23 protein-coding genes, 1 pseudogene and 1 riboswitch are annotated in these 24,302 nt (G+C 39.8%); of the genes and pseudogenes, 2 read left to right on the top strand and 22 right to left on the bottom strand.

Annotation, left to right across the window (positions count from 1 at the left end; genetic code table 11):
• Positions 1-16: 16 nt before the first annotated feature.
• From urtA to NSU02_RS07650, 10 genes are all read right to left on the bottom strand, one after another.
• Positions 17-1,264: an urea ABC transporter substrate-binding protein gene (urtA, locus tag NSU02_RS07695; protein ID WP_339195090.1), complete on the bottom strand. Its 1,248-nt coding sequence runs from the start codon at positions 1,262-1,264 to the stop codon at positions 17-19.
• Positions 1,265-1,599: 335 nt separating this feature from the next.
• Complete coding sequence (locus NSU02_RS07690; RefSeq protein WP_066248752.1) at positions 1,600-2,397, bottom strand: energy-coupling factor transporter transmembrane component T; 798 nt, start codon at positions 2,395-2,397, stop codon at positions 1,600-1,602.
• 11 nt (positions 2,398-2,408) lie between these two features.
• Positions 2,409-3,866 (bottom strand): ATP-binding cassette domain-containing protein, encoded by a 1,458-nt coding sequence (locus tag NSU02_RS07685; protein ID WP_339195087.1) that lies wholly within the window; start codon positions 3,864-3,866, stop codon positions 2,409-2,411.
• An 11-nt stretch (positions 3,867-3,877) separates the two neighbouring features.
• The gene (locus NSU02_RS07680) at positions 3,878-4,453 is read right to left on the bottom strand and encodes an ECF transporter S component (RefSeq protein ID WP_063386853.1); all 576 of its coding nucleotides are present in this window, start codon (positions 4,451-4,453) and stop codon (positions 3,878-3,880) included.
• A gap of 15 nt (positions 4,454-4,468) precedes the next feature.
• On the bottom strand, positions 4,469-5,149 hold the full coding sequence (gene tenA / locus NSU02_RS07675; protein ID WP_063386852.1) for a thiaminase II: 681 nt from the start codon (positions 5,147-5,149) through the stop codon (positions 4,469-4,471).
• A gap of 17 nt (positions 5,150-5,166) precedes the next feature.
• Positions 5,167-5,844: a thiaminase II gene (tenA, locus tag NSU02_RS07670; protein ID WP_063386916.1), complete on the bottom strand. Its 678-nt coding sequence runs from the start codon at positions 5,842-5,844 to the stop codon at positions 5,167-5,169.
• Between the two features lie 32 nt (positions 5,845-5,876).
• Positions 5,877-7,142 carry an acetylornithine deacetylase gene (locus tag NSU02_RS07665; protein WP_311067163.1) on the bottom strand — a complete coding sequence of 422 codons (1,266 nt, stop codon included), beginning with the start codon at positions 7,140-7,142 and terminating at the stop codon, positions 5,877-5,879.
• 124 nt (positions 7,143-7,266) lie between these two features.
• A riboswitch (TPP riboswitch) is annotated at positions 7,267-7,367 on the bottom strand.
• A 65-nt stretch (positions 7,368-7,432) separates the two neighbouring features.
• A complete protein-coding gene (locus NSU02_RS07660) occupies positions 7,433-8,101 on the bottom strand; it encodes a DUF4149 domain-containing protein (protein WP_339195082.1) in 669 nt (222 codons plus the stop codon).
• A 229-nt stretch (positions 8,102-8,330) separates the two neighbouring features.
• A complete protein-coding gene (locus NSU02_RS07655; RefSeq protein ID WP_063386849.1) occupies positions 8,331-8,786 on the bottom strand; it encodes a TlpA disulfide reductase family protein in 456 nt (151 codons plus the stop codon).
• Positions 8,787-8,878: 92 nt separating this feature from the next.
• Positions 8,879-9,427: a peroxiredoxin gene (locus NSU02_RS07650; RefSeq protein ID WP_063386848.1), complete on the bottom strand. Its 549-nt coding sequence runs from the start codon at positions 9,425-9,427 to the stop codon at positions 8,879-8,881.
• Positions 9,428-9,777: 350 nt separating this feature from the next.
• Between NSU02_RS07650 and NSU02_RS07645 the strand changes: the two genes are divergently transcribed.
• Positions 9,778-10,635: a mechanosensitive ion channel family protein gene (locus NSU02_RS07645; RefSeq protein ID WP_063386847.1), complete on the top strand. Its 858-nt coding sequence runs from the start codon at positions 9,778-9,780 to the stop codon at positions 10,633-10,635.
• Between the two features lie 98 nt (positions 10,636-10,733).
• On the opposite strand, the gene NSU02_RS07640 is transcribed toward NSU02_RS07645, so the two are convergent.
• The 12 genes and pseudogenes from NSU02_RS07640 to NSU02_RS07585 form a co-directional block, all read right to left on the bottom strand.
• Entirely contained in the window at positions 10,734-11,861 is a 1,128-nt protein-coding gene (locus tag NSU02_RS07640; protein ID WP_063386846.1) for an N-acetyldiaminopimelate deacetylase, read from the bottom strand.
• 49 nt (positions 11,862-11,910) lie between these two features.
• Entirely contained in the window at positions 11,911-12,621 is a 711-nt protein-coding gene (dapD, locus tag NSU02_RS07635; RefSeq protein ID WP_063386845.1) for a 2,3,4,5-tetrahydropyridine-2,6-dicarboxylate N-acetyltransferase, read from the bottom strand.
• A gap of 74 nt (positions 12,622-12,695) precedes the next feature.
• Entirely contained in the window at positions 12,696-13,568 is an 873-nt protein-coding gene (locus NSU02_RS07630; RefSeq protein WP_063386844.1) for a LysR family transcriptional regulator, read from the bottom strand.
• A 90-nt stretch (positions 13,569-13,658) separates the two neighbouring features.
• A complete protein-coding gene (locus NSU02_RS07625) occupies positions 13,659-15,164 on the bottom strand; it encodes an MDR family MFS transporter (RefSeq protein WP_063386843.1) in 1,506 nt (501 codons plus the stop codon).
• A 182-nt stretch (positions 15,165-15,346) separates the two neighbouring features.
• Positions 15,347-15,802 (bottom strand): cyclic-di-AMP-binding protein CbpB, encoded by a 456-nt coding sequence (gene cbpB, locus NSU02_RS07620; protein WP_063386842.1) that lies wholly within the window; start codon positions 15,800-15,802, stop codon positions 15,347-15,349.
• A 218-nt stretch (positions 15,803-16,020) separates the two neighbouring features.
• Complete coding sequence (gene abbA / locus NSU02_RS07615; protein ID WP_066247994.1) at positions 16,021-16,212, bottom strand: antirepressor AbbA; 192 nt, start codon at positions 16,210-16,212, stop codon at positions 16,021-16,023.
• Positions 16,213-17,263: 1,051 nt separating this feature from the next.
• Positions 17,264-18,277 carry an iron ABC transporter permease gene (locus NSU02_RS07610; protein ID WP_063389452.1) on the bottom strand — a complete coding sequence of 338 codons (1,014 nt, stop codon included), beginning with the start codon at positions 18,275-18,277 and terminating at the stop codon, positions 17,264-17,266.
• On the bottom strand, positions 18,277-19,281 hold the full coding sequence (locus NSU02_RS07605) for an iron ABC transporter permease (protein WP_339195075.1): 1,005 nt from the start codon (positions 19,279-19,281) through the stop codon (positions 18,277-18,279). Before NSU02_RS07605 ends, NSU02_RS07610 begins: the two co-directional genes overlap by 1 nt.
• An 83-nt stretch (positions 19,282-19,364) precedes the next feature.
• Positions 19,365-20,282 carry an iron-hydroxamate ABC transporter substrate-binding protein gene (locus NSU02_RS07600; protein WP_066247990.1) on the bottom strand — a complete coding sequence of 306 codons (918 nt, stop codon included), beginning with the start codon at positions 20,280-20,282 and terminating at the stop codon, positions 19,365-19,367.
• Positions 20,233-21,078, bottom strand: a complete 846-nt coding sequence (locus NSU02_RS07595; protein WP_066247988.1) for an ABC transporter ATP-binding protein — start codon at positions 21,076-21,078, stop codon at positions 20,233-20,235. Before NSU02_RS07595 ends, NSU02_RS07600 begins: the two co-directional genes overlap by 50 nt.
• Positions 21,079-21,593: 515 nt before the next feature.
• Positions 21,594-22,637: pseudogene (locus tag NSU02_RS07590) on the bottom strand (IS30 family transposase).
• Between the two features lie 271 nt (positions 22,638-22,908).
• Positions 22,909-23,163 carry a hypothetical protein gene (locus NSU02_RS07585; RefSeq protein ID WP_339195072.1) on the bottom strand — a complete coding sequence of 85 codons (255 nt, stop codon included), beginning with the start codon at positions 23,161-23,163 and terminating at the stop codon, positions 22,909-22,911.
• 709 nt (positions 23,164-23,872) lie between these two features.
• Here NSU02_RS07585 and NSU02_RS07580 point away from each other — a divergent pair.
• Entirely contained in the window at positions 23,873-24,301 is a 429-nt protein-coding gene (locus NSU02_RS07580; protein ID WP_311067160.1) for a hypothetical protein, read from the top strand.
• The last annotated feature ends 1 nt before the right edge of the window (position 24,302 follow it).

The following is a 24,302-nucleotide window of genomic DNA, read 5'->3' as shown; positions in this document are numbered from 1 at the left end:
CTCCTATCAATTTAGATTATTCGTTATTTTTAGATAATTTTCCCGCCCAAGAATAGCTTTTTAAATACGGATCCGGCTTCACCGGCTCACCAGAATTCCAAATTTCTTTAAATTGGCCGGCCGGTTGAATTTCGCCGATTCTTACTGTTTTCCACAGATGCTGATTCTCCCCTTCTATTTTTACCGTGCCGCCCGGAGCTTTGTACTCGATTCCCTTCGCAGCTTCCTTGACCTTTTCAACCTCAAAAGATCCCGCTTTTTTTACTGCTTCTGCCCATAAATGAACAGCTATGTAAGCCGCCTCAATCGGATCATCCGTTACACGCTCTTCACCATAAGCTTCTTTATATTTTTCAACAAACGCTTTGTTTTCTGGTGTATCCGTTGTCTGGAAATAATTCCATACCGCTAAGTGGCCGGCTAATACTTCACCGCCGATTCCTCGAATTTCTTCTTCAGCAATGCTGACCGACATCACAGTAACATCCTTCGATGTGATTCCGGCATCCTTCAATTGTTTGAAAAAGGCGACATTGCTGTCTCCATTTAATGTATTAAAGACTACGTCAGGTTTCACTTTTTTCATTTTATTGATGACCGTGCTGTAATCAGTATGTCCTAAAGGTGTATATTCTTCGACAACTACCTCTCCGCCTTCAGCTTTTAATTGTGCTTTAATAATACTGTTTGCCGTGCGCGGAAACACATAATCCGAGCCAATTAAAAAAAACTTCTTCCCTTTATTGTTTAACAGCCAGCTGACAGCAGGCACAATTTGTTGATTGGTGGTCGCCCCCGTATAAAAAATGTTCGGAGAAGATTCCATTCCTTCATATTGAACGGGGTACCAAAGCAAGCCTTTATTTTGTTCGACTACCGGCAGCATGGCCTTTCTGCTTGCGGAAGTCCAGCCGCCAAAAATCGTCGCTACCTTATCCTGTTGCAGTAATTTCTTTGCTTTCTCAGCAAAAGTCGGCCAGTCAGATGCGCCGTCTTCAATAACCGGTTCAATTTTCTTCCCTAAAAGCCCGCCTGAGTTGTTAATTTCTTCAATCGCCATTAATTCTGCGTCCTTTAAAGAAACTTCACTGATCGCCATCGTGCCGCTTAATGAATGGAGAATACCGACTTTCACAACATCCGTTTCATTTTGTTCGCTATTCTGTCCATCGCTTGATTCCTTTTCCTCTAAAGCAGAAGACATGGCACATCCACTTGCGAAAATTACAGAGAAAATCGTTAGAAATAAAAAAATTTTTTTCATTATTGTCCCCCTTTTTAACACTTTATGTAATTTTATATAACAAAAATACCGATTCCCTTTCCTTCATACAACAAATACGGAAAAAATGTTAACATGATTTTTCAAAAAAATACCTCTAGGTGTTTCCCCTAGAGGCTCTTTTTCATCAAACAAACTCATTCACTTTTTGCTTCAAAATGGTTTACTTCTTGTTCCTTTTCAGAAAAAATTGTTTGACACTGTCCATCGTTTCGTAAGTTGGGACAATCACTTTACTTGGATGCTTTCGGGACTATTCAATCATTTAAATCTACCATGCAGCAATTATGAAAAAGCATTTTGCAGCCGGCTGCCATTTATTCAATATACCTTACATCTGTAACCGGGAAAAACGGAAGCATCTTAGCTGCATAGTAGCTTAACAAAATAGCGATTATAAAATAAAGGACAAAGCAAAGATCGTATTTGGAAAACCCGATTTCGTAGTAAAACGTTCTTTTTGTGTCATTCGAAAATCTTTTCGCCTCCATCGCTACAGCAATTCTGTGCGCTCTGCGAATGCTTTGCGATAGCAGCGGAATCGAGTATGCTTTCAATTTATGAAAAAAATTCGCTAAGCCTTTTCTTTGTTCAACACCTCTTACAATCATCGCTTGCCGTATTGTTTGAAACTCTTCGATCATAATAGGGATTAAACGAATGCCTGCCATAAAGCTGTAAGCATATTTAGGCTTCAACTTTAATTGCTGCATTAACGAATAAAATAAAAAAACCGGTCTTGTCGTTAACGAAAACATTAACCCAAGCAGAGCGAAGATAAGGGCACGAAATCCTAAATGAAGACCGCGATAAAAGCTTTCTTCTGTAATATGGATCAGCCCCCATTTCCACCATGTTGTCTCACCTTTTCCAAAAAAGATCATGGAGGTAGCAGTCGACACAAAAATAAGCACGAATGGAATCAGCAATAAAAGTATGCGCTTCATCGGATGACCGGTAAAAAAAGCAAATAAAAGAAAGGCGGAAACTGTGTAGTTGATTAAAAAATTAATGTTGTGAATAAACAGAACACTAATAAATAAAACGATCAGAAACAATAGCTTTAAGCTCGGGTTGATTTTATGCAGCCATGTTTCTTTTATGTCAAAATCCATTGTAGATCCCCCTATATCTGAACATACATCTGCTCATCCTCACAAGAATGAATTTCATCCTCTACGAGCTTCCCGCCTTCGATCCGCCAAACTCTTGTCGCCATATGCTTTGCTATTTGTTCATCATGTGTCACCATCAAAATGGTAGACCCTTGTTTGCGATAATGTTCTAAAAGCTCCAAGAGCTGAAACGTATTTGATGAGTCTTGCCCAAAAGTCGGTTCATCTAAAAGCATGATCGGCTGTTTTTTAATGATTGAAGCGGCAACACTCAATCTTCTTTTTTGTCCCATTGAAAGCTGATAAGGGTGTTGATGGCGGTGCTTCTGTAAATGAAATAATTCGAGCATTTCTTCTACTTTTGTTCGAATTTCTTCTTCTTTCATCCGTTCAATCCTCAACGAATAAGCAATTTCATCGTAAACTGAATTGGTGACAAATTGAAATTCCGGATTTTGAAAAACGAACGACAGCATGTTGGAAAGCTTTTTTATTTTCTTTGCTTCTTTTTCTAACAGCAAATAAGTGCCGGTCGTTTGTATAAACTGCATCAATGAATGTAACAAAGTGCTCTTTCCGGCGCCGTTTTTCCCCACTATCGCAATCCATTCACCTGCATGAACCTTTCCATATGGTACATCGATTTTGACTTCCTTCTTTCGATATCCTTTAAATTGCTCAAGCTCAATTACGACCTGTTCTTTTAAAGGGGTCTTTTTGTAATACCCCTGCTTATCACGAAGATAATCCTCCCATACACCGGGATACCAAATGCCGTCTTCGCGAATTTCTTTCCGATACCGAGAAAAAATTTGTTCTTTCGGACCGTCTGCGACGATTTGTCCTTTTTGATTAAATAAAAGTATGCGGTCGACAAAGTCAAGAACATGATCAATTTTATGTTCAACGATGATAACTGTTTTATCTTGAGCTGCTTGTTTCATCGTGTCCCATACCGCTTTTGTCCCTTCCGGATCCAGCATTGCAGTCGGCTCGTCCAAAAATAACACGTCTGGATGCAATGCTAAAACAGTGGCGATCGCCAGCCGTTGCTTCATGCCGCCTGATAATGATTGAATGCTGATATGAAGATCATCAAAATGAAGGCCGACCATTTCCAGGTAAACTCGCATTTTTTCATGCATTTGTTCTCTTTTCACTTGCAAATTTTCCATAACAAAAGCCATTTCTTCATCTACATACGGCATGCAAAATTGCGTGTCAGGATCTTGAAACACATATCCCCAAGATGACGGAGTCAAGATTTTTTCTGCTTTCATCGGAACTTCAATAGATTTTGGAATTAAACCGCTTAGCACCTGCAAAAACGTCGATTTCCCACAGCCGGAAGGACCAAGAAGCAAGACTTTTTCTCCCTTATAGAAAGAAGAGGATACATCCTTAAAAAGCAAGGATTCCTCTCCAGGATATTTTAATCGTAAATTTTTCACTTCGCATACTAGATCCATGTTTGCCACCTCTAGTTCAGTGCGTCATAATCTTCATGCGACGCAGGTCTTACTAAATTAGTCACTCCTGTTGCTTCCAAAGATTTCACTAGATAATAGGCAAACGCGCCGGCAATAATGATTGAGCCAATCAATCGAGCTCCAATGAATAATAGCAAGTTCCAAAATACTAAGTCATCTATATAGCCTTTATAAAGATCCATAATTAGCGAACCAGCTGCTGAAGCGGCTGCAGCCAACATGACAACACCGATATTAAACTTTTTATATCGAAAAATCGCAAAAATGATCTCTGCAAATAGTCCTTGGACGATTCCGTAAAGAAGAACCTCTATGCCGAATTCAGAGCCGGTTATAAATTCTGCAGATGCCGCTGCTGTTTCCGCTATCAGCGCTACTCCAGGCTTGCGAATAATAAGAAAGGCGACCGTCGCAGCAATAAACCACATACCGTATATGAGCTGGTCGACATGCAGCCCGATCGGCTTGACCGCATAGTAAAGCGGTCCCCATAGTTTATAAACAATTCCAAAAACGATCGAAATAACAATTGTTACTAGAATGTCTGTCAGTTTTAATCCTTTCATTATGATCAAACTCCTTTATTGACTGATTTTTGGTTCCACTTCCCATTTTTCTAAACGGTAAGCCATTTCCCAAAACGCTAATTCATATTGACTGCTGATGATAAAATGCTCTTCCATTCTTTTTAGATCGGCTTCTATCGTTTGTTGTGCGATTTCATCCAGCCTGTCAATTTGTTCTTCGACAAGCTGCTTAAACCAATCGCCCCCATAAGCCGCAATCCATTGTTGATAAATCGGTTCTTTTGGCTTCGCATCTTTTAATTTTTCGCCAATTTCGTAATATAGCCAATAGCACGGAAGTATTGCAGCAATAATATCGCCTAAGTGACCGTTGATCGCCGCGCGATATAAATGGGAAGTATAGGCGTACGCCGTTGGGGCCGGCTTAAAATTCGCCTTCTCCTCCTCTGTGATTCCCAGCTGTTTGGCAAATGTTTCATGAAGAGATAATTCCGCTTCAAATGTTCCTTGTGCATGCTGAGCCATTCGCGATGTCGTATATAAATCGTTTGCTTTTGCCGCTCCATACGATTGCACTTTTGCAAAATGGCTTAAATAATACGAATCTTGTAAAACGTAATAACGAAAACATTCAAGCGGCAAACTCCCATCAGCAATACCTTTTACAAATGGATGATCGAAGCTGGCCTGCCATATCGGATCTGCTTTTGTTCGAATTTTTTCAGTAAATTTCATGTTCATTCTCTCCTATATTAAGAATTGATTTCGATTGGCCACATTTCTTTTCGTTCAGACATTTCCCAAAACATATATTCGTATTTGCTCGTTGTAACAAAAATATCCTCCAGCCATTTCAATTCTTCTTCCCGTTTTCCTTCTGCAAGCTCATTCATTAAATCTTTCAGCCATTTTGCCAATTCACCGAATTCTGTTGATGCGTACATTTTTACCCACTCGCCGTAAAACTCATGTTCACTGGCACCAGGAATCTCATGTAAGCGTGTGCCGATTTCATAATAGCTCCATGTACATGGAAGGACTGCGGCAACCAGTTCTGCCAATGATCCTCGCTGCGACACATTTAACATGTAGCTTGTATATGCAACGGTTGTAGCAGCAGGCTGAACTTGTTCTAATTTTTCCTTCTCTATTCCTATTCTTTCAGCGTATTGACGATGCAAATCCATTTCCACTTTTAACGTCGAATGTAGAAGATCAGCAAAAACTGTCATTGTTTGAAGATTGTGAGCCTTTAAGCTTCCAAGGGCAAACAGGCGGCAGTATTCGATTAAATAAAGATAATCCTGCTCCATAAAAAAGCGAAATTTGTCGATATCCAGCGTCCCATTGCCGATTCCTTGAACAAACGGATGATGGTAACTCGCTTCCCAAATCGGTTTTGCAGTTTTATACAATCGGTCTGTAAACATTTGAATTACCCCTTTCGCAGCTTTTGTAATTGTCATCGTTTTTTCTGATACCAATCAAATAAAAACGCGATCAGCGATTTTGTAAATGTTTTTAATTGGGGGATGGACAGCTTTTCATTCACCGAATGTGCATCTTCAAGCGTGCCCGGTCCATATAAAACGACGGGAATTCCCGCTTCACTCAGCCAGCCGCCGTCTGTCACAGTAGGGGACATCGTCAGCTTTGCTTCCTCATTAAATGCCAGTTTATGTGCTTTTTGTAATGTTTTCACTCCGAGTGAATGTTCGTCATATGAAAAAGCTGGGAAAATTTCTCCTCGATCTTCAATCATCGATGTGCCGCCCCATTTAAATTTCGGAGGATATTTCCGAAGCCATGGATCAGCCATTGCAACATGATGGATATGTTCTTCAATTTCCCGGATCACCTCTACATAATGCTCTTCCGGGTAATAGTGAACGGTAATCCAAAGGGAACATTTATCGGCCACAAAAGCGGCGTGCCTTCCACCTTCAATCACTGCAGGATTAATTGTGGCAGAACCAGGCGGAAAGCCTTTGCTCGTTTTCATCACTGCCCAATGCTGTTCAAGCTCTCGCAGTCCTTCAATAATTTTCATCATTTTTTCAATCGCGCTTGCCCCAAAAAGCTTCCCGCCGGCATGAATCATTTGTCTTCTCGTGCCATCGTGAAATGTCTCGGGGCTTTCAATCGTAATCCAGCCCGTGATCACCCCGCCTTGCCCTTGTATTTCACAGTTACTTGAATCGACAACGATGGCAAAATCAGCTCGATATCCCCGGTCGCAGCACGATTTTGTTCCTGCTTCGCCTACTTCTTCTCCGACGACGGACTGAAAAATGATATCCCCTCCCGGCTCAATGCCGTTTTCTTGCAGCAGCTTTAATGCAAACAGACTGGCAGCCATTCCCCCTTTCATATCCGCTACACCGCGTCCGTATATGTAATCCCCTTTAACCGTTGCCTCAAAAGGAGGCGTTAGCCATTCTTCTCCCTCTTCGATTGAAGCGACATCAATATGCCCGTTAATAATTAAACTGTGGTAATTTTCTGGATCTTTTCCTTTTTTCGTTCCTACTACGACTGGATCTTGTTCATATAAATCCCATTGATCAATGGAAAAGCCGATGTCTTCCAAATATGAGGCGACATACTTTTGAGCCTCTTTTGCATTTCTTGCCGGAGGGCTCGGCGTTTCAAACGATACGAGTGTTTTTAGAAGATTCAGAAGTTCTTCTTCCCTTTCATCAATTTGCTGAAATAGCGTTTGTAACACGTTGTCTCCCCTTTCTTAACATTTTGTTTTGAAAAATGGTTTGCCAACCAGCCATGTAATGCAAAAAGCCCGTTCCCAATATAAGGGAACGGGCAAGTATATACAAAACCCATAGACAGGTTTCGATATTACTGCACCACTTCCCTACGCTAGTATGATCTAGATCAGGTTCAAAGGGTCAAGGCACACGCCTTTCTCAGCCTTTCGGCTCCCCTAGTGGTATGTTAATATTATGAAATTTTCATTTAATTTCATTAAATCATAAAATATAGAAAAATACAAGCTAACGGTTAATTGATCCTTTTTGCTGTCTTTAATAATTCACGATAACCAATTCGAGTAAATTGCAAATGTTGATCAATATAATTAGCCTTTTTCAAATGCTCGATGGATTGTTCAGAAAAACTGCCGCTAATTTCCTGAAACCTTTGATTAATTTCCACTAACGAATGATTTAATATAAAATCTGCATCAAGCAGCAGGACAATCCGCTCGATCTCAGGATCTCTTTTTAAAATCAAGTTGGCAATCCGGCCTTTCATGAATGCCAGCTCTTGTTGAAGCTTTGAAGCTTCATCCTCTTTTTCTCTAATTTTGGCTCGGTACTTTTGTTTTTCTTCCTCTTCGATACCGGCTTTTGTTAATAGCTCCTCCAACAATTGCGTTTTATCAAGCTCAAGTTTATTTAATTGCTGTTCTTTTCGCGCCATTTCTGTTTCATCAGGCAGCTTTTCGGTTTGAATAGGCTCTTTTCGATCTTCTTTCATCTTTATCATATAGTCTATTTTCCGATAGACAAGGAAGGCGAGAACAACTAAACATCCATTTAATAGCAGAGATATAAAACGCACGACGACGTCGTTAAACGCAAGCAAATAAAATAGGAAAAGGATAACGATGACAGCCAAAAGCACCTTTAATAGATTCATAATGGAAAAAATTTGTGATTGTTTTGCCATCCACCTATGCTCCTTTTTGTTCAAACTAGCATCATTTATTATAGCATGTTGTGATTTGGAATGTGAATCATTTCTTTAGGATTGAGAGCTGGAAAAAGGATGCCGGATGAATGGTAAATGGAGATGCTTATCTTTTGAAAGCTTCGAAGCAATAAAAACAAGTCCTTTCAAAGCCGGAAAGGTATTTCTAAAATGAAAAACCACCTGCAATGTTTTGCAGATGGTTGAATCATTCAGCGTTTTCTGTTTCCGCTAACACCCGATTAACACGTTTTTCCAGCATTTTCATTCCGCTTCCTCCTGCTTGGAAGTGGCGAAGAATGCCGTTTTTGTCAAAAACATAATATGCAGGTACATATTGATTTTCAAAAGCATCGGTTAATTTATGTTCGTTGTCAACAAAGATCGGTTGCGTAATCCCGTGTTCTTCCGCTACTTTTTTAATATCATCAATATCTAAATCCTTTTCGGAGCGAGGCATATGAACAGCTACTACGTTCAGTTTATCTTTATATTGATCGCGGAACTCATTTACTTTCGGCATTGCTTCTTTACACAAATGGCAGCTGATTGACCAAAAATGGATTAATGTTGGTTTTTCACCGATTAATTGCTCTTTCGTTACTTCGCCATTCAGCCAAGTTGTTGCTCCGACTAATTCAGGCATTGGCTCACGTAATTTCATTTGCGTTTCCTCCTTGAAGAATGAATATCAAAAAAATAATCGTTTGAAAAAAGGCCTAACGTACTGCTAGGCCCTTTGAATGAAAAGCTTCATTATACTTTAAGCGTTTCTTGACCAGGCTTCCAGTTTGCTGGGCAAAGTCCGCCAGTTTGAAGCGCTTGAAGTACACGCAATGTTTCATCAACATCGCGGCCAATGTTGTTATGGAATACTGTTTGATATTGAAGTTCGCCTTCTGGATTGATGATGAACAATCCGCGAAGAGCAACTCCTTCTTCTTCGATTAAAACGCCGTAGTCTCTTGATACTTGATGATTTGTATCTGCTGCAAGCGGATATTTAATATCGCCTAAACCGTTCTCTTCGCGAGGAGTTTTAATCCAAGCTAAGTGTGTGTGAATTGTGTCAGTTGATACACCAATCACTTCTGCATCAAGATCTTCAAATTCTTCATAACGGTCAGAAATAGCTGTGATTTCAGTTGGACAAACGAAAGTGAAGTCCATTGGATAAAAGAAAAGAACTGTCCATTTTCCTTGTTTCATGATTTCTTCCAAGCTTACTTTACCAAACTCTTTGTTTGGCAAAACGGCATCCATTTCAAAACGTGGAGCTTGTTTACCAACCAAACGCTCTGCCATTATGTAACCCTCCATTTTAAAATTTTATTTTAAAGGAAACTTTTTGATCGTTTCCTTCAAAAACAAATGAGAATGAATTGAGTATTTTCTCAATATCCTTCCTCCGATTACTATTATATATAACAACAAAATTTTAGTCAATTTTAAATAATAATTAATTTAAATAATCTGTTTTACATTTTCATTGCGGTGAAGAGAACAATAATACTATTTCCAATTTTCGCCGCTATCATTAAAAAAATGTAACAATCATTGAAAATTCCTTTTTCTATGCTAAACTTTCAACTGTACATTCAGTTTAACACGATCCCGTCAAATAACCAAATGATTGGCTTGAAAAGAAAGGGGAAATGGTTTTGAACTTTTTTGAATCTATTGATTGGGCTGATCTGGCTTTAAAATCAGGAGAAGTTTTGGCCAAGCTTATTGGAATTTACATTGCATATATTATCGTCAAATCAATCGGCAATAAAATTATTCACAAAATGTTTGAGGGGCTTGAGAATCGGAAGGAAATTTCCACCACGCGGGCTAAAACGCTGCAAACATTAGTTTTGAATTTCTTTCATTATGCCCTGTTTTTCATTTTTATTGTTACCGTTTTTCAAGTGTTTGGCTACAATGTCACAGCGCTTTTAGCCGGGGCTGGGGTTGTTGGTCTTGCGATCGGCTTTGGAGCTCAAGGGCTCGTCAGCGATGTTGTGACAGGATTTTTCCTTCTCCTAGAAAAACAACTTGATGTTGGAGATTATGTCACTACAGGCAATTATTCAGGCATTGTGGAAGCTGTCGGTTTACGAACGACGCAAATCCGAGGCTTTGACGGCACATTGCATTATGTTCCAAACAGGCAGATTGTCGGCCTTTCCAATCATTCTAGAGGAAATATGCAAGCCCTCGTTGATATCAGCATATCGTATAATGAAGACTTAAATCGGGTCATGTCCATTCTTCAAGAAGCTTGCGACCAATTTGCAAAAGAAACTGAAGAAGTTGTGGAAGGTCCGGACGTTTTAGGCGTGCAAAATTTCGGCTCGTCTGATGTGATTATCCGCATCATCGCCAAAACGAAAAACATGGAGCAGTGGGCTGTTGAAAGAAAACTCCGGAAATGGCTAAAAGAAGTGCTTGATGAAAACGGCATCGAAATTCCGTTCCCTCATCAAGTGATGATTCATAAGAACGAGCATCAAAAGGAAAGAGGATGATATCTCATCCCCTTTCCTTTTTAATTATGACTTCGTGTTTGTATAGAACGTATTGCTAATTTTTTTGCTCCTGCTTTATGCAGGAGGCTATGAATCTTCTATTTATTACCTTTCCATTCAAAATATTGACAAATAAGATCGACCGCTTTAAAGATTGCTTGTTCATTTGGTGAAAGCTTCGCATGATGAAGGCCGTAAGGAGAATCAACTCCAAGCCAAAACATAAATCCTGGAATTTTCGCCAGCATATAGCCGAAATCTTCCCCAGTCATCGCTTCTTTGCATACGTGGAGTTGAATTTCTGTTTCATTCTGGACAAACTCCATAAATTCTTTTGATAACGCTTCATCATTCCACACTTGATAATACATCGAACCCCAGTCAATTTCTGCTTTGCATTGGTAGCCGATTTCTATACCTTTGACCATGTCTTCAATCCGCTTTTTCACTTTTTCCATCGATTCGACAGAAAATGTGCGAATCGTTCCTTCCAATCTGGCGTGATCCGCAATTATATTTTGTATCGTGCCGCTTGCAATTTTTCCAATGGTAATTACAGCACTATCCAAAGGATCTATATTGCGGCTAACGATGGATTGCAGCTGGGTGACAAGGGAGCAAGCAGCGACGACCATATCATGTGTCGTGTGCGGAAAAGCGGCATGGCCTCCCTTCCCGGTTAAATCGATAAACAACTCGGACGTATTTGCAAAAAGTAGTCCAGGCTTCATTCCGATAGTTCCAACCGGAAGCTCTGGAGCAATGTGAAGCGCAGTGATCATATCCGGCATCCATTGTTGCATAATCTCGCTGTTTAGCATCGGCTCTGCACCGCCGGGCCCTTCTTCTGCCGGCTGAAAGATGAATAGCAGATCATCTTGAATCGGATGATAGGCGAAATGAGTTAAAACCCCCAAAGCGATCGTCATATGAAAGTCGTGACCGCAAGCATGCATCAAGCCTGGATGTTCTGATTGAAATGAAAGCCCCGTTTTTTCTTCAATCGGCAATCCGTCAATATCTGTCCGGTAGGCTATCATTTTTCGAGGATTTGTTCCATGGACCTTCACGAAAATACCTGTTCTCCATGTTTTCACTTCAAGCCTTTCGTTCGGCAGCGAATGAATATAATCTAATAAATATTTTTGTGTTTTATGTTCTTGAAATCCGAGTTCAGGTATTTTATGCAAATCACGGCGAATGGCAATAAGCGCATCCTTATTCATATGAGTCCCCTCCTAAAGGATAAGCGTGGACGCTGTCCACGCTTCGAATTTAGAGCTGCCGCAATTCTTGCTTAATTTCAATTTTCGCTTTCGTTTTTTCGTCAATATCTTTAATTTTTTTCGCAGGAACACCTGCAACAACTGTGTACGGTTCAACATCTTCCACTACAACAGCACCAGCTGCAACAACCGCGCCTTTTCCTACCCTTACACCTTCTAAAATGACGGCGTTTGCTCCGATCAAAACATCATCTTCGATTACGACAGGTTTTGCAGAAGGCGGCTCAATTACACCAGCTAAAACCGCTCCGGCACCAATGTGGCAGTTTTTACCAACCGTTGCACGACCGCCCAATGTTGCATTCATGTCAATCATCGTTCCTTCACCAATGACGGCGCCGATATTGATCACTGCCCCCATCATGATGACCGCATTATCTCCGATTTCCACTTGATCACGGATGATTGCACCTGGTTCAATTCTCGCTTTTACGCCTTTTAAATCAAGAAGCGGGATCGCTGAGTTCCGGCGGTCATTTTCAACAACATAGTCTTCAATTTTATCTTTGTTTTCTGCTAGTGCTTGTTCAATTTCAGACCATTCTCCAAAGATGATGCCTGTGTTTCCAGTAATAAATGTTTTGGACTGTTCTCCAAAGTTGATTCCTTCTAATTGACCTTTTACATAAACTTTTACAGGAGTCGTTTTTTTACTGTTTTGTATAAATGAAATAATTTCGTTTGCATCCATCATTTTCATCGCAATACTCCTCTCTGTTTTTCTGTACCCCCATTACTGTATCAAAGAAAAGAATCAATTGACAAGCAAATTTATCATTCATTAATAAATTGATGGACGATTTCCATAAACGCCTGCACTTGTTTAAGCTTTAACGATGATTCATGCCCGATCAACCAAGTATCCCTTTTAATCGGCTTTCCTTCATGATCAATGAGTGGCAGTCGAAAGATCGAACCATCCTTTTCATCAATGCTGACAGAAGGCAAAATCGCAAAGCCGATACCATGATACGCCATTTGCTTGCACGTCTCGATCTGATCAACGACAATTGTCCTTTTTGGCGGGTTTTTAAATTGCCTGTGCCACCATTCTTGTATTTCTTGATAGTATGTAGAATCACTTTTAAATTGAATAAAAGGCCGCTCTGTGTGTACTAAATCATCGATGCTTTGAATTTCTGTGTCAACTAAATACAAAGTATCTTCCAGCAAATGCTGTTTAAACCCTTTCCAATCAGGGTTTCCGCGTATGATTCCGATATGAATATCATCTTCATATAAACATTTTAATATTTCGCTTGACCACCCGGTTATAAGTGAAATTTCCGCCTGAGGGTATTTTTGTACATATTTTTTCAAAACTTTTGGAAGCCAGTGCTGGCCGATTATAGATGCCACTGCAAGCTTTAACGTCCCGTACACTTCTCCTTCCAAAACAGAGATTTCCTCTCTTACCTTCTCTTCCTTTTCAATCATTTCTTTTGCAAACTGGACAACTTTTTCTCCTGCCGGTGTAAGAGTCAATCCCTTTTGTGAGCGCAAAAAAATTTTAAATCCCCATGCTTTTTCGATCGACTGAAGACGCTGCGACAAAGCAGGCTGGGAAACAAAAAGTCGGTCAGCCGCTTTTCTCATATTTTTTTCTTCAGACAAAGTCACAAGGATTTGCAATTCCGAAATTTGCATCGCTAAACCCTTTCCTTAGTGGATTCAATAGTTCAAAAACATTATAAAATATTTTTGCTTTTCCGTCATAACAAGTTTAGCAAAAAACATTCATTTTAATTCTCTCTTCGGAAGAAAGAAAATAAAAAGAACGCTCAAAATTGCTAATAAAAAGACGACGAAATAAACATGGTGAAGAGCAATGCTCAAACCAGACTCAAGAACCTCTTTTATAGGACCGGAAAGATCTGATTCTGGATTCAATAGGTTGTTGGCCGAATCAATGTTTAAGTTTTTTCCAGCACTATGCTCCTCCAAATATGTTTGCAGCTTGCTGTTTAAAATCCCGCCGAGCAAAGCGGCGCCGACGGTGTTACCGAGATTTCGCATAAACATATTGGTGGCGGTGGCAATTCCGCGTTCTTTCCAATCAACCGCCGATTGAATCGATACAATGAACGAGGTCGATGTCAGCCCCATTCCGACGCCGAGTAAAAAAGAGCCGATCATAGCATGAACAGGTCCGTCATCTGCTGAAAGCATAACAAAGACAAGACTGCCGGCCAATAAAAAAATGCCTCCTAAAATTGATGTGGCACGAAAGCCGGCTTTTAAATAAATCCTCCCCGCTACTGTTGAAGCAATCGGCCATCCGATTGACATCGTTGTCAGCGTGAATCCAGCCACCATTGCCGATTTTCCCATAACACCTTGCACAAATGTCGGCAAAAAGGTGGAAATGCCCATAAGCATCATCCCGGTCGTCAAGGACGTTACATTCGCAAGCAAAATGGAGCGATTTTTCCAAAGCGAAAGCGGCATCATCGGATCATCGGCCCGATTTTCCTGAAAAATAAACAATATAAAGAAGCAGCATGCAACAGCTAATAACGCCGCAACCTCCCAGGAAGTCCAAGACCAGCGGACTCCTCCTTCGACAAGGACGATCATCAACAAGCTGATCGCAATAAGCATGAACATGGCGCCTGCATAATCAATGCTCGACTTTTTCTTATCAATGCGTTCATTCAAAAACAGACCGATTCCTGCCATTGATAAAATGCCTAAAGGAACATTCACCCAAAATACAAACTTCCAGCTTATGTACTCAACGAACAAGCCACCTAAAACGGGACCGATTATTGCAGAAATTCCCCATACACTGGACAAATATCCTTGTATTTTGGCTCTTTCTTCTACAGTATAAATATCGCCGACAATTGTTGTGGCGACTGGCATCACAGCTCCGGCTCCAATCCCTTGTATAAAACGGTATATAATTAAAGTTTCCATCGAATCGGCGAGACCGCAAAGCACAGAGCCAATTAAAAAAATAATGATGCCAAAAGCAAAAATCGGTTTTCTTCCAAACAAATCCGCCAATTTACCATATATTAAAATCGTTACGGAATTCATTAATAAATAGGAAGAAAAAATCCAGCTATATTTTGAAAAACCGCCAATTTCTGCGACAATGGCAGGCATTGCTGTGGAAACGATCGTTGCCTCAACTGCAGCCATAAACATCGCCAGCATGACGGCAGCTAAAACGAACGGACGCTTTGTTTCTTTATGGTCTAGTTTTCCCCTATCTTTGTCAATAAGCGCCTCTTTCATCACGATCACCTCATTTGAAAATCACTTTCAATCGTTTGTAAGCATGAATTCATTTTGCCATAGCATTCGCATTCGTTCAATTGCTTTCCAAAAAAACAATATCTATATTTTCATTATTTGAAGGTTGGATGGATTCGAAACTATTGAGCCAATATGAAATAAAAACGCCGGCAAGGGCGTTTTTATTTGGGAAACCTGGAATTTAATATCATTAGTTGTTTATGGAGCTTTTTTAAGATGACCCTTCTTGTAAAAATCCCCTCTAAAACACCGTCCTCATTCGTTATACATACAAACGTATGATTAATAACGAGCTTCAGCGCCTTCATCCAATCATCCGATACATTCAATCTGGAAACATCTTTGTTCATTACTTCTTCTACTTTCATATTTTGCAAACGCTCAAATTCGATTCGTTCCAATCCTAAAATTGAATCCATGATCAAATTCGTCGTAATCAGCCCGTGCAAGCGATATTGAGCATCCAAAACCGGAACAGCTGTATAGCCTGTTTTCGTCAACACTAATAATGCATGCTCTAAGTTATTTCCCATTTGGACATGAGCCACTTTATCTGCAGGTATCATCAAATCTTTAATCGAAATATTTGTAAATTCTTCAGAAAAAACTTTTGTCATTCGTTTCTTCCTCTCACTTTGACATTTCATTTTAATCATAACATATGATCTGGAAAATGTGTTCCATTTACCAAAAAGAAACTTCCTATTTTATGATATCATTATGTAAGCGTTTTATCACGCGATAAACTTACATTTCTGCGAAAAGCGATGCTCTTGCAAAGAGCATCGTTCAGATGCCTCTCATACTCAAAAACTGGTCCTCACAAGGATACAGGTTACGTATGCGAACGGATTTTGTCATAAAGCTCCACTAATTTTTTGTATGTACATAAATCAAACTCTTTTTTTCCGCATTCAATATCATTGATTTCGCTCACAACCAATTCAATCGCAAAATGGTTGCGAAACAAAATTGCGACAAGCAATTGCTTTTCTTCTAGAGACAATACCGGTTGAACAGCTCGCATCGTTATTCATCCTCCAGTGCCTTCATTTTAAAAAACATCCTAACCATAACATATAATGAGCAGCTTTAAAATTATGTCGAAATTTGCTTACATCATGAAAAATAATATTCCTTTTTTCGCAGCTTTCAATTACAAGAAGCTGGAAATCGAATCAGAAGCCCGAAGCTGGAGCATGTGCAGATTGTTTTTTGTTTAATTAACCAAGTCGATTAAATGACATCACCGTTCGAACCGCTGCATTCAGTTCCTCTGGCTCCGGCAATTGTGTTTATTTACACTGATTCTAAATGATAGATACGTTTCTTCGCCAATAAAGGTTGGAACTGATGCGAGGGCTTCTCCCCTTTGAAACCGTATGCTCTCTCTGTTATATGAAAAGATTTGATTGAAATGAAATGGGAAACATGGACCCATTGCTCAATAAATCGCATGAACTTAAGAGCATCTTTGAGACGGAAGCGAACAATGAAGCCAGCCAAACTTTCTCAAAAATAGTTGAGCTAGAGCAAAAGATCATGTAGAGCTGTATTTCCGTTCATTCTCTACGTCAGACAGCTCGAATTAGGACAAAGAGTTGAAAGATGCTAATCAATGCGTCATTAGGTGGGAAAAATGTTCAATTTCCAATCATCACAGTTGAAGCTCTTGGAGACAAAAATACTCTTTATGAAAGGCTGCACATAAAACGAAGAAGAAAAAGAAGCTGTCATTACCTTCAGTAAAATGTTCGATCAACTGCCAAACTTCTTGAATTCTGCTAAAAAATGAGCATTTAAAGAGAGTCTATGAGGCAAACTTTTTCACACTGACAAAGGCAGGAACGGCGGAGGGAGATTTCAGCCCTCCTGCCGCCCAATTTTTATTAAATAAGGCATCAATTTGTCTTACTTCCAGCCAGATGTATTACGAGTATCATGTAAGCAAATTAGATGCCGTCTAGCTAAAAAAGGATGAACAGCCAGCCGACACATAGGAGTAATGGAAGATTTCTAAATTACTATCAGCTATTTTATTCCTTTCCTCATTCTTTTCTAAACGAAATGTGCCTCGATTATGATGATTTTTTCAATAAAATATAGATAAAGTAGGGCGCCCCGATTAAAGCTGTCATAATGCCCGCTGGGATGCCGTCGGGAAGTGCGATGTTTCGCCCGATTGTATCGGCCAGTAGTAGAAGCCACCCTCCCAACAAAATCGCAATCGGAAGATAAAGTTGATTGCGGGGACCAATCAGTGACCGTGCTAAATGGGGTGCCAAAAGACCGATAAACGCTACACCTCCCGTTACAGAAACCGCAGCTGCGGCAAGCCCGACAGCAGCCAATAGAAGCGTAATTCGCTCCCTCTCAATCTTCAAGCCAACCCCGACAGCAGAAGGATCGTTTAAACTTAATAAATTTAATTGTTGAGCTCTGAAAGCAATAAACGAAATCAAAATGACAATCCAAGGTAAAATTGCCAAAATAAACGGCCAATCTGCCCCCCAAACGTTCCCTGCCAGCCATTTGGCGATAAAATCAACTTTTTGCCGTTCTGCAGAAGAAATAATGACGATCATGGTTCCTGATAAAGCCATGGCGAAGCCGACACCGATAAGGACTAATCGAACGGGGTTTAAACCGGCATTTCGATCATAAGAAAAAACGTAAATAGCCCCTGCCGTTAAAAGAGCGCCGATAAAAGCTGCGACTGGCAGTAAATACACAAATGAGCCGACATCAATTGGAAAAAATAAAAAGAACACTGCAATAGCTACTCCTGCTCCGGCATTAATCCCAATGATCCCCGGCTCAGCCAAATCGTTTCTAGTAATATCTTGAAAGATCGCCCCGGAAACCGCCAAAGCCATTCCTGCCAATAAGGTCACAATGATCCGCGGCAAGCGGACGGAAAATAAAACGAACTCCTCTTTAAACGTCCCGTGGCCGAGAATAGTTGGAAGCAGACGATTCATCGAGACGGAGGAGGTGCCTAATCCCATTCCGATGATGGCCGTTGCAGCAATTAAAAGAATCAGAACAAGTATGATCAGCCGCTGCTTTTTTACAATTGCCGGATGTATGATCATGTGATAGCTTTCCCCCTTTTTTGCACAATGAACAGGAAGAAAGGCAAACCTAAAAAGGAAACAATGGCCGCCACTGGTGTTTCGTAAGGAGCATTAATCGTTCTGGCAAGCGTATCAGCGATTAATAAAAAGCAGGCGCCGAATATCGCAGACATTGGGAGAATATAACGATAATCGGCCCCTACGACCGAACGGACGATATGCGGAACCATTAAACCGATAAATGCCATATTCCCAACAAGGGCTACAGATGCACCAGTAAGCAATATAATGATGATAAACAGCACCATTTTTATTTGTGCCGTTTTTTGTCCTAACCCGACTGCCACTTCTTCATTTAAACTTACAATGGTCAGCTGCCTTGAGAAAAAAAGAGAAATGGTGATCCCAACGAGAGCAATCGGTATGAGGATCTTGAGCTGTTTCCATGTTGCACCGATAAGTCCTCCAGCTGTCCACATCGAAACATTTTTGTAAATATTAAAATATAAGCTGATTCCTTCCGCGACGGCAAAAAGAAAAGCAGACACAGCAGCCCCCGCTAAAACGATTTGAAAAGGAGAAATCCTTCCTTTTTTTACCGCACCGATTCCAAAAACTAAAAAGGCGCCAGCTGCTGCTCCAATAAAGCACGCAATGGTCATACTAAAGTAATTTGCGTTTGGAAAAAGGGCAATTGTCAAAGCGAGTGCAGCATTTGCTCCGGCTGTCAGCCCTAATAATCCTGGATCTGCTAATGGATTGCGAGTCAATCCTTGCATGATTGCTCCGGCTACTGATAAAGAAGCGCCGACAAAAATAGCACCGACTTCGCGCGGAAGACGAATTTCCCGAATCATATCAATCGTCTTACCAGCCGCATCTGTCGTTAGCGCCAGCCAAACATCTTTTACACTAGTGTCTGCCGCTCCAAACACCATCGCTAGAAAAAACGAACCAATCAGCAAAATGACTGCGAATATGAATTTAAAGAAAAATGAAGCGGAATCGTTTTTTAGCATACATCTCATCTCTTCTATTTTTCTATTTTATAGATGGAAAGAAGAGAAATTCATGCCTGCTGAATTTCTCTTCTTCTAATTACTTATTTTTTTCCAAGAAATTTTTCTCGAAAGAATTCAAGCTGATATTCCAATGTCAGTCGATCATTGAAATAAAATTCATTAGCATTTACTTCAAACACGCGATTGTTTTTGACAGCCGGTATGTTTTTATAAGTATCTGTTTCTTGGAAAGAGTTATCAGCATCCGAATACTTACTGACGATCAAATAATCCCCTGCAAAATCCGGAAGCACTTCAGTCGATAAAGCATAATAACCTTGTTTTAAAGCTTTCTCTTCCACTTTTTTAGGCATTTTTAGCTTCATGGCTTGGTATAAAATTTCTGTTCCTCTTCCCCAGTTGTTCCCAAACACATATAATTGCTTATCAAAACTTTCAATGACTGAAACAGTTGCATCTTCCCCAATTTTCGCGCGAATTTCTTCTCCTGTTTCTTCAGCTCTTTTTTTGAAATCCTCGACCCACTCTCTTGCTTCTTTTTCCTTATTTAAAAGCTTGCCGATTTCTATATGCTGTGTTAAATAATCGACTTTTCCATAAGTAAACGTAACAGTAGGCGCTATCTTTTTCAGTTTATCTACATTTTTAATCGTCGATAATCCGATGATTAAATCCGGATTTAGTTCAATGATTTTTTCTAAATCTTCATCAGATACTTCTGCAACATCTTTCAATTTGTCTTTCCAGCGCGGATTCATTTTTGACCAAGAATCAACACCAACGAGATTTACTCCTAAAGACATCACATCTCCGGCAAATGACGAGAGAACAACGACTCTTTTAGGATTAGCCGGGACTTCAACAGGACCGTTTTCCGATTGATATGTAATCGTTTCAGGTTTTTCTTCTTTCTTTTCAGCGCTGTCTTCCTTTTTATTACCACAAGCGCTAACTATGAGAACCAACAAGAACAGAATTGGAATAAGACGTTTTTTCATGTTTTTCTTCTCCTTTTATTAGATTGTACGTGATGCATATTGGTTTATCTGTTCGGGGATCCCGTCCTATTACAGCATCAATTTGAAATACTTCTTTCAGCACGTTGCAGTCGATTACTTCGTCACTCGTCCCGGCTTTGATAATTTGTCCGTCTTTCAACGCTATAATATAATCGGCAAAACGAGCTGCTTGATTGATATCATGAAGCACCATGACGATTGTCCGCCCCTGCTCTTTGTTTAACTGCTGTAGAAGCTCTAGTACTTCAAGCTGATGCGCCATATCTAAATAAGTGGTCGGTTCATCCAAAAAGATGATGTCCGTTTCTTGAGCAAGCGCCATCGCTATCCAGACACGCTGTCTTTGACCGCCTGACAGCGCATTGACTGGCTGGTGTTTAAAATCGGCCGTTTTCGTAACTTCTAAAGCCCAGTTTATGACCTCAAGATCTTTTTTTGTTAATCTGCCGAAGCCTTTTTGATATGGGTAGCGGCCGTAAGATACAAGCTCTCCAACGGTAAGGCCGGCTGGACTTTCTGGTGATTGAGGAAGTATGGCCATTTTTTTCGCCAGTTCTTTCGTATCCTGCTTTAAAATACTCTCGCCATCAAGAATAATTCGACCGGATTGGTGCGGAATAATCCGAGTTATCGCTTTCAACAAAGTGGATTTTCCACAGCCGTTGGAACCGATTATCGTTGTAATTTTTTTATCTGGAATTTCAATTTTCATATCTTTCACAATCAGTCGATTGCCATAGGAAATTTGTAAACGATCTGTGTATAGGCGGATCATGGAAAACCTCCAATTTATTCCATATTGATAATGATTATCATTTTCTTACACAAATATAATATAATACCACCCTTTCTCCTTGTCAATTATCATTTTTTTAAGAGAAAGAAGAAACCCGGCCTCCAAAGCCGGGTTTCTCGTCCGAATGTGTAACAAAGGGGGAGCGGGGGTTTAGCCGCGATGTTTCACTTCAAGACGTCTGTGAACTACTTCGTCTTACATTTATAATGATAATGATTATCAATATCGATGTCAACACTTTTTATAAAAAAATTTTTCAAAACAAAATTTCCGTAAATTGCAATATTAAATGCAACACTTAATAAAAAGCCAGAAAACCTATGATTAAATAAAATGGGGAACTTCGGGCAACATCACTTGGAGTGGCGGGCATGATAGCCTTGTTAGGCGATGCCGATGTTGTGACATCTGGCTTCTCGGCTAAGGAATCATGCCCGCAGAGGCTCCATGTCAAGTTGCTAACCACTTTCCTATCGGATCCCCCTGTTTAAATATCAAGAGGCCAACAGAGCCAACTCCTCCTCCAAGCATTCTTGAGGTGTTTTATATCCTAGAATCCGCCGTGGAAGTTGATTACACCATGTTTCTGCATAGGAAATGGTTTGATCGGAAACAGCGGAAATGGCTTTCCCATTTGGAATGAAACGGCGTATTAGTGCATTGTGGCGCTCATTCGTACCCCTTTCACAGGAGGTATGGGGTGGGTGAAATAGATTTTTAGTCTCATCTTTTTCAACGATTTTACTAAGGTCGGCGAATTCAGAGCCATTGTCAGCCGTAATGGTTTTGAATATCTTTGTGAACTGCTCACCATACTTCTTCTTCAAATCGTAAACGGCCCCACGGATGGATGGAGCATCTTTGGCATTGATTCTTATGATGATCTCAGGCGTGTTTTGCGCTCCGTAAGAGTCAATAGGGCTTGATCATTTGATTTTTTGCCAATGACCGTATCGATCTCCCAGTGACCGAATTCCTGGCGATCAGCCACTTCAGCCGGGGACGTTCTTCAATACTCTTGCCTAGAACCTTTTGGTTTTGACGGGAACGCTGCTTCTTGGTGTTTAGCCGGACTTTCATGGGCAAGTCAATATTTTTAACGCCCAGAAGGTTCATATCAATATAGTTGTCAAGGGTTTTGGTGCAAACGCTGTTTCCTTCAAATAGTCCATGGTGTTTGGCATAACCAGAGACGCCATCGGGTGACCATCCTTCTTGAAGGATCTTTGCCTCGACAAACTGGATGAATTCCATAGTGTTATCTAATTTATACTTGGCACCACAGGATTTCCTATTTTTCTCGTAGATTACTGGCCTGTATCTGGAAAATAAGCTTCAAACTTTTTACCATCTGTTTTCATTTGGGTAACCGTGCCTCGCTTCAATTCCCGGGAGATCGTGCTTTTATGGCAGCCTACTGCATCAACAATGGCTTGCATGGACTTTCCCTCTGCACGCAGCGCAGCGATCTTTCCGCGGTCAAAGGATGTCAGATGTTTAAAACGTGATAGAATGGAAACTTTTGTTCTCCTTTGCATTATTTCATTTTTAGTGTACTTTGAATATTTTTTATACTTATCCTTAATTTTTTGGGAAATTGCATAAATCGTAGTAATATGCTGTTTGCACAAGATGATGTATAAAAGTTTGTGTAAAATATTTTGCTAGACCTAAAGAAAAAAGGTAGGGTATTCTCTGATTTGACCAACAACACATTCCAGAGAAAGGAGAACCCTACCTATGTCTAAAAGTATACCGAATGTAGACTGGCTCAATCAACTCGAAAGTGCGATTCGCCAAATTGTTTAGTCATTCAACAATGGCCTCTGGTCCTTCTGATATAACATTATAAGGCAGACTTTCAATAGCAGAAAGAACTTTTAAAGCGTCTTCAAGACCTTCCTCAACATCTGAATCGTTAATAAACTCTTGATCTAATTCAGAAGTTAATCCCAATTCACTCTTCGTGTCATTAGCTTTGGCTTCTGCAAAGCTTGATCGGCTCATAGATGTAAATAATGTTAAACATAGAAGTGAAACTACTAACTTGGTATAAAACTTCATTTGAATAACCCCCCTTTTTTATCTAATCAAAATAACATAATTAACCTAATTTGTAAATATTTATATTTTGTGTTATAATAGATAATGAGAGGGTTATTATGACTAAATATTCAATTATTGTTGCCCTATTTTATTAATAGCAATTAGTGGTATTTTCAATACGTTTGGAGACAATGAAATTATAAACAATGTCGTTACTTTTACTAGTTTATTCTTATGTGTAATTTTACTTCTGGTAACTAGAATATCTCGTAAGAATTTAATGAATATCTCAAGAAATTAAAAGGAAAGCAAGAGGGACTCAATTATTGAAGGTGTTGCAAAACGCATAATCCATGCATAAATGACGCAAAAAATCCACCATCTTGGAAATCATATACAGTGACTAGAAAACACATTTCCAAGGGGTGGACACTATCATGATTTCCAATATTGTCATCAAACATGCACTGTCTAGAGAAATCGATCCTCTTTTACAGGCTTTATTTCAGTACATTGACCAACTTTCTTTACCAGAAGCACCTTATGTTGTTTAGTGCAAAATAAAAATACAGAGTTCTGCAACGAAAAGTGCAGAGCTTAATGGCATAAAAAAGGCTTGCCAGCTCCTAAAATACCTTCTACTGTTTAAGGTTGTGGACGTTTTGCGACCCGAATTAATTTATCTAGCGCAAATACAGATGAAGTCATTAAATGAGAGGGGTTTTCTATGACATATTATTATTACCTTGCCTCAGATATTAAACTACCATCAGGTATATACTCTAAAAGTGGTTTTATTAATTTAAATGAGAGTAAAATAGCTCTTGATCAAACTCTTGACTTAACAGAAAGTGATGAAAAAGTAGATGGATTCGATTATCCCGTGCAAATTGAAATTGTTTATGGTTTGTGTGATCCTGAAACTTTAGAAGCATATGATGATTTTGGATTGCCACTGCTTCATAAATATATTATCGACGTATGCAGTTACTATAAGACATGTACCATTCAAATTGCTCACATTTTAAATACACACCGACACCCTTTAAAAATTGTAGAACGGAGAAAACTCTTATTGAATCAATTATCGAATCCTAAACAACTCGCTCTACATCATGGTGAATTGCTGACGATCAAGAAGATTCCGGAGTTCTAAG

The sequence above is a fragment of the Aeribacillus sp. FSL W8-0870 genome, from assembly GCF_037963755.1.
In the GTDB taxonomy this organism is placed as follows: Bacteria; Bacillota; Bacilli; order Bacillales; family Aeribacillaceae; genus Aeribacillus; species Aeribacillus composti.
This window is presented reverse-complemented; position numbering and strand designations above follow the sequence as displayed.

What these genes read in the sequence shown, in the direction of transcription:
- urtA (WP_339195090.1), bottom strand. Translation starts at nt 1,264, where the DNA reads ATGAAAAAAATTTTTTTATTTCTAACGATTTTCTCTGTAATTTTCGCA.
- NSU02_RS07690 (WP_066248752.1), bottom strand. Translation starts at nt 2,397, where the DNA reads ATGGATTTTGACATAAAAGAAACATGGCTGCATAAAATCAACCCGAGC.
- NSU02_RS07685 (WP_339195087.1), bottom strand. Translation starts at nt 3,866, where the DNA reads ATGGATCTAGTATGCGAAGTGAAAAATTTACGATTAAAATATCCTGGA.
- NSU02_RS07680 (WP_063386853.1), bottom strand. Translation starts at nt 4,453, where the DNA reads ATGAAAGGATTAAAACTGACAGACATTCTAGTAACAATTGTTATTTCG.
- tenA (WP_063386852.1), bottom strand. Translation starts at nt 5,149, where the DNA reads ATGAAATTTACTGAAAAAATTCGAACAAAAGCAGATCCGATATGGCAG.
- tenA (WP_063386916.1), bottom strand. Translation starts at nt 5,844, where the DNA reads ATGTTTACAGACCGATTGTATAAAACTGCAAAACCGATTTGGGAAGCG.
- NSU02_RS07660 (WP_339195082.1), bottom strand. Translation starts at nt 8,101, where the DNA reads ATGGCAAAACAATCACAAATTTTTTCCATTATGAATCTATTAAAGGTG.
- NSU02_RS07655 (WP_063386849.1), bottom strand. Translation starts at nt 8,786, where the DNA reads ATGAAATTACGTGAGCCAATGCCTGAATTAGTCGGAGCAACAACTTGG.
- NSU02_RS07650 (WP_063386848.1), bottom strand. Translation starts at nt 9,427, where the DNA reads ATGGCAGAGCGTTTGGTTGGTAAACAAGCTCCACGTTTTGAAATGGAT.
- NSU02_RS07645 (WP_063386847.1), top strand. Translation starts at nt 9,778, where the DNA reads ATGGTTTTGAACTTTTTTGAATCTATTGATTGGGCTGATCTGGCTTTA.
- NSU02_RS07640 (WP_063386846.1), bottom strand. Translation starts at nt 11,861, where the DNA reads ATGAATAAGGATGCGCTTATTGCCATTCGCCGTGATTTGCATAAAATA.
- dapD (WP_063386845.1), bottom strand. Translation starts at nt 12,621, where the DNA reads ATGAAAATGATGGATGCAAACGAAATTATTTCATTTATACAAAACAGT.
- NSU02_RS07630 (WP_063386844.1), bottom strand. Translation starts at nt 13,568, where the DNA reads ATGCAAATTTCGGAATTGCAAATCCTTGTGACTTTGTCTGAAGAAAAA.
- NSU02_RS07625 (WP_063386843.1), bottom strand. Translation starts at nt 15,164, where the DNA reads ATGAAAGAGGCGCTTATTGACAAAGATAGGGGAAAACTAGACCATAAA.
- cbpB (WP_063386842.1), bottom strand. Translation starts at nt 15,802, where the DNA reads ATGACAAAAGTTTTTTCTGAAGAATTTACAAATATTTCGATTAAAGAT.
- abbA (WP_066247994.1), bottom strand. Translation starts at nt 16,212, where the DNA reads ATGCGAGCTGTTCAACCGGTATTGTCTCTAGAAGAAAAGCAATTGCTT.
- NSU02_RS07605 (WP_339195075.1), bottom strand. Translation starts at nt 19,281, where the DNA reads ATGCTAAAAAACGATTCCGCTTCATTTTTCTTTAAATTCATATTCGCA.
- NSU02_RS07600 (WP_066247990.1), bottom strand. Translation starts at nt 20,282, where the DNA reads ATGAAAAAACGTCTTATTCCAATTCTGTTCTTGTTGGTTCTCATAGTT.
- NSU02_RS07595 (WP_066247988.1), bottom strand. Translation starts at nt 21,078, where the DNA reads ATGATCCGCCTATACACAGATCGTTTACAAATTTCCTATGGCAATCGA.
- NSU02_RS07585 (WP_339195072.1), bottom strand. Translation starts at nt 23,163, where the DNA reads ATGAAGTTTTATACCAAGTTAGTAGTTTCACTTCTATGTTTAACATTA.
- NSU02_RS07580 (WP_311067160.1), top strand. Translation starts at nt 23,873, where the DNA reads ATGACATATTATTATTACCTTGCCTCAGATATTAAACTACCATCAGGT.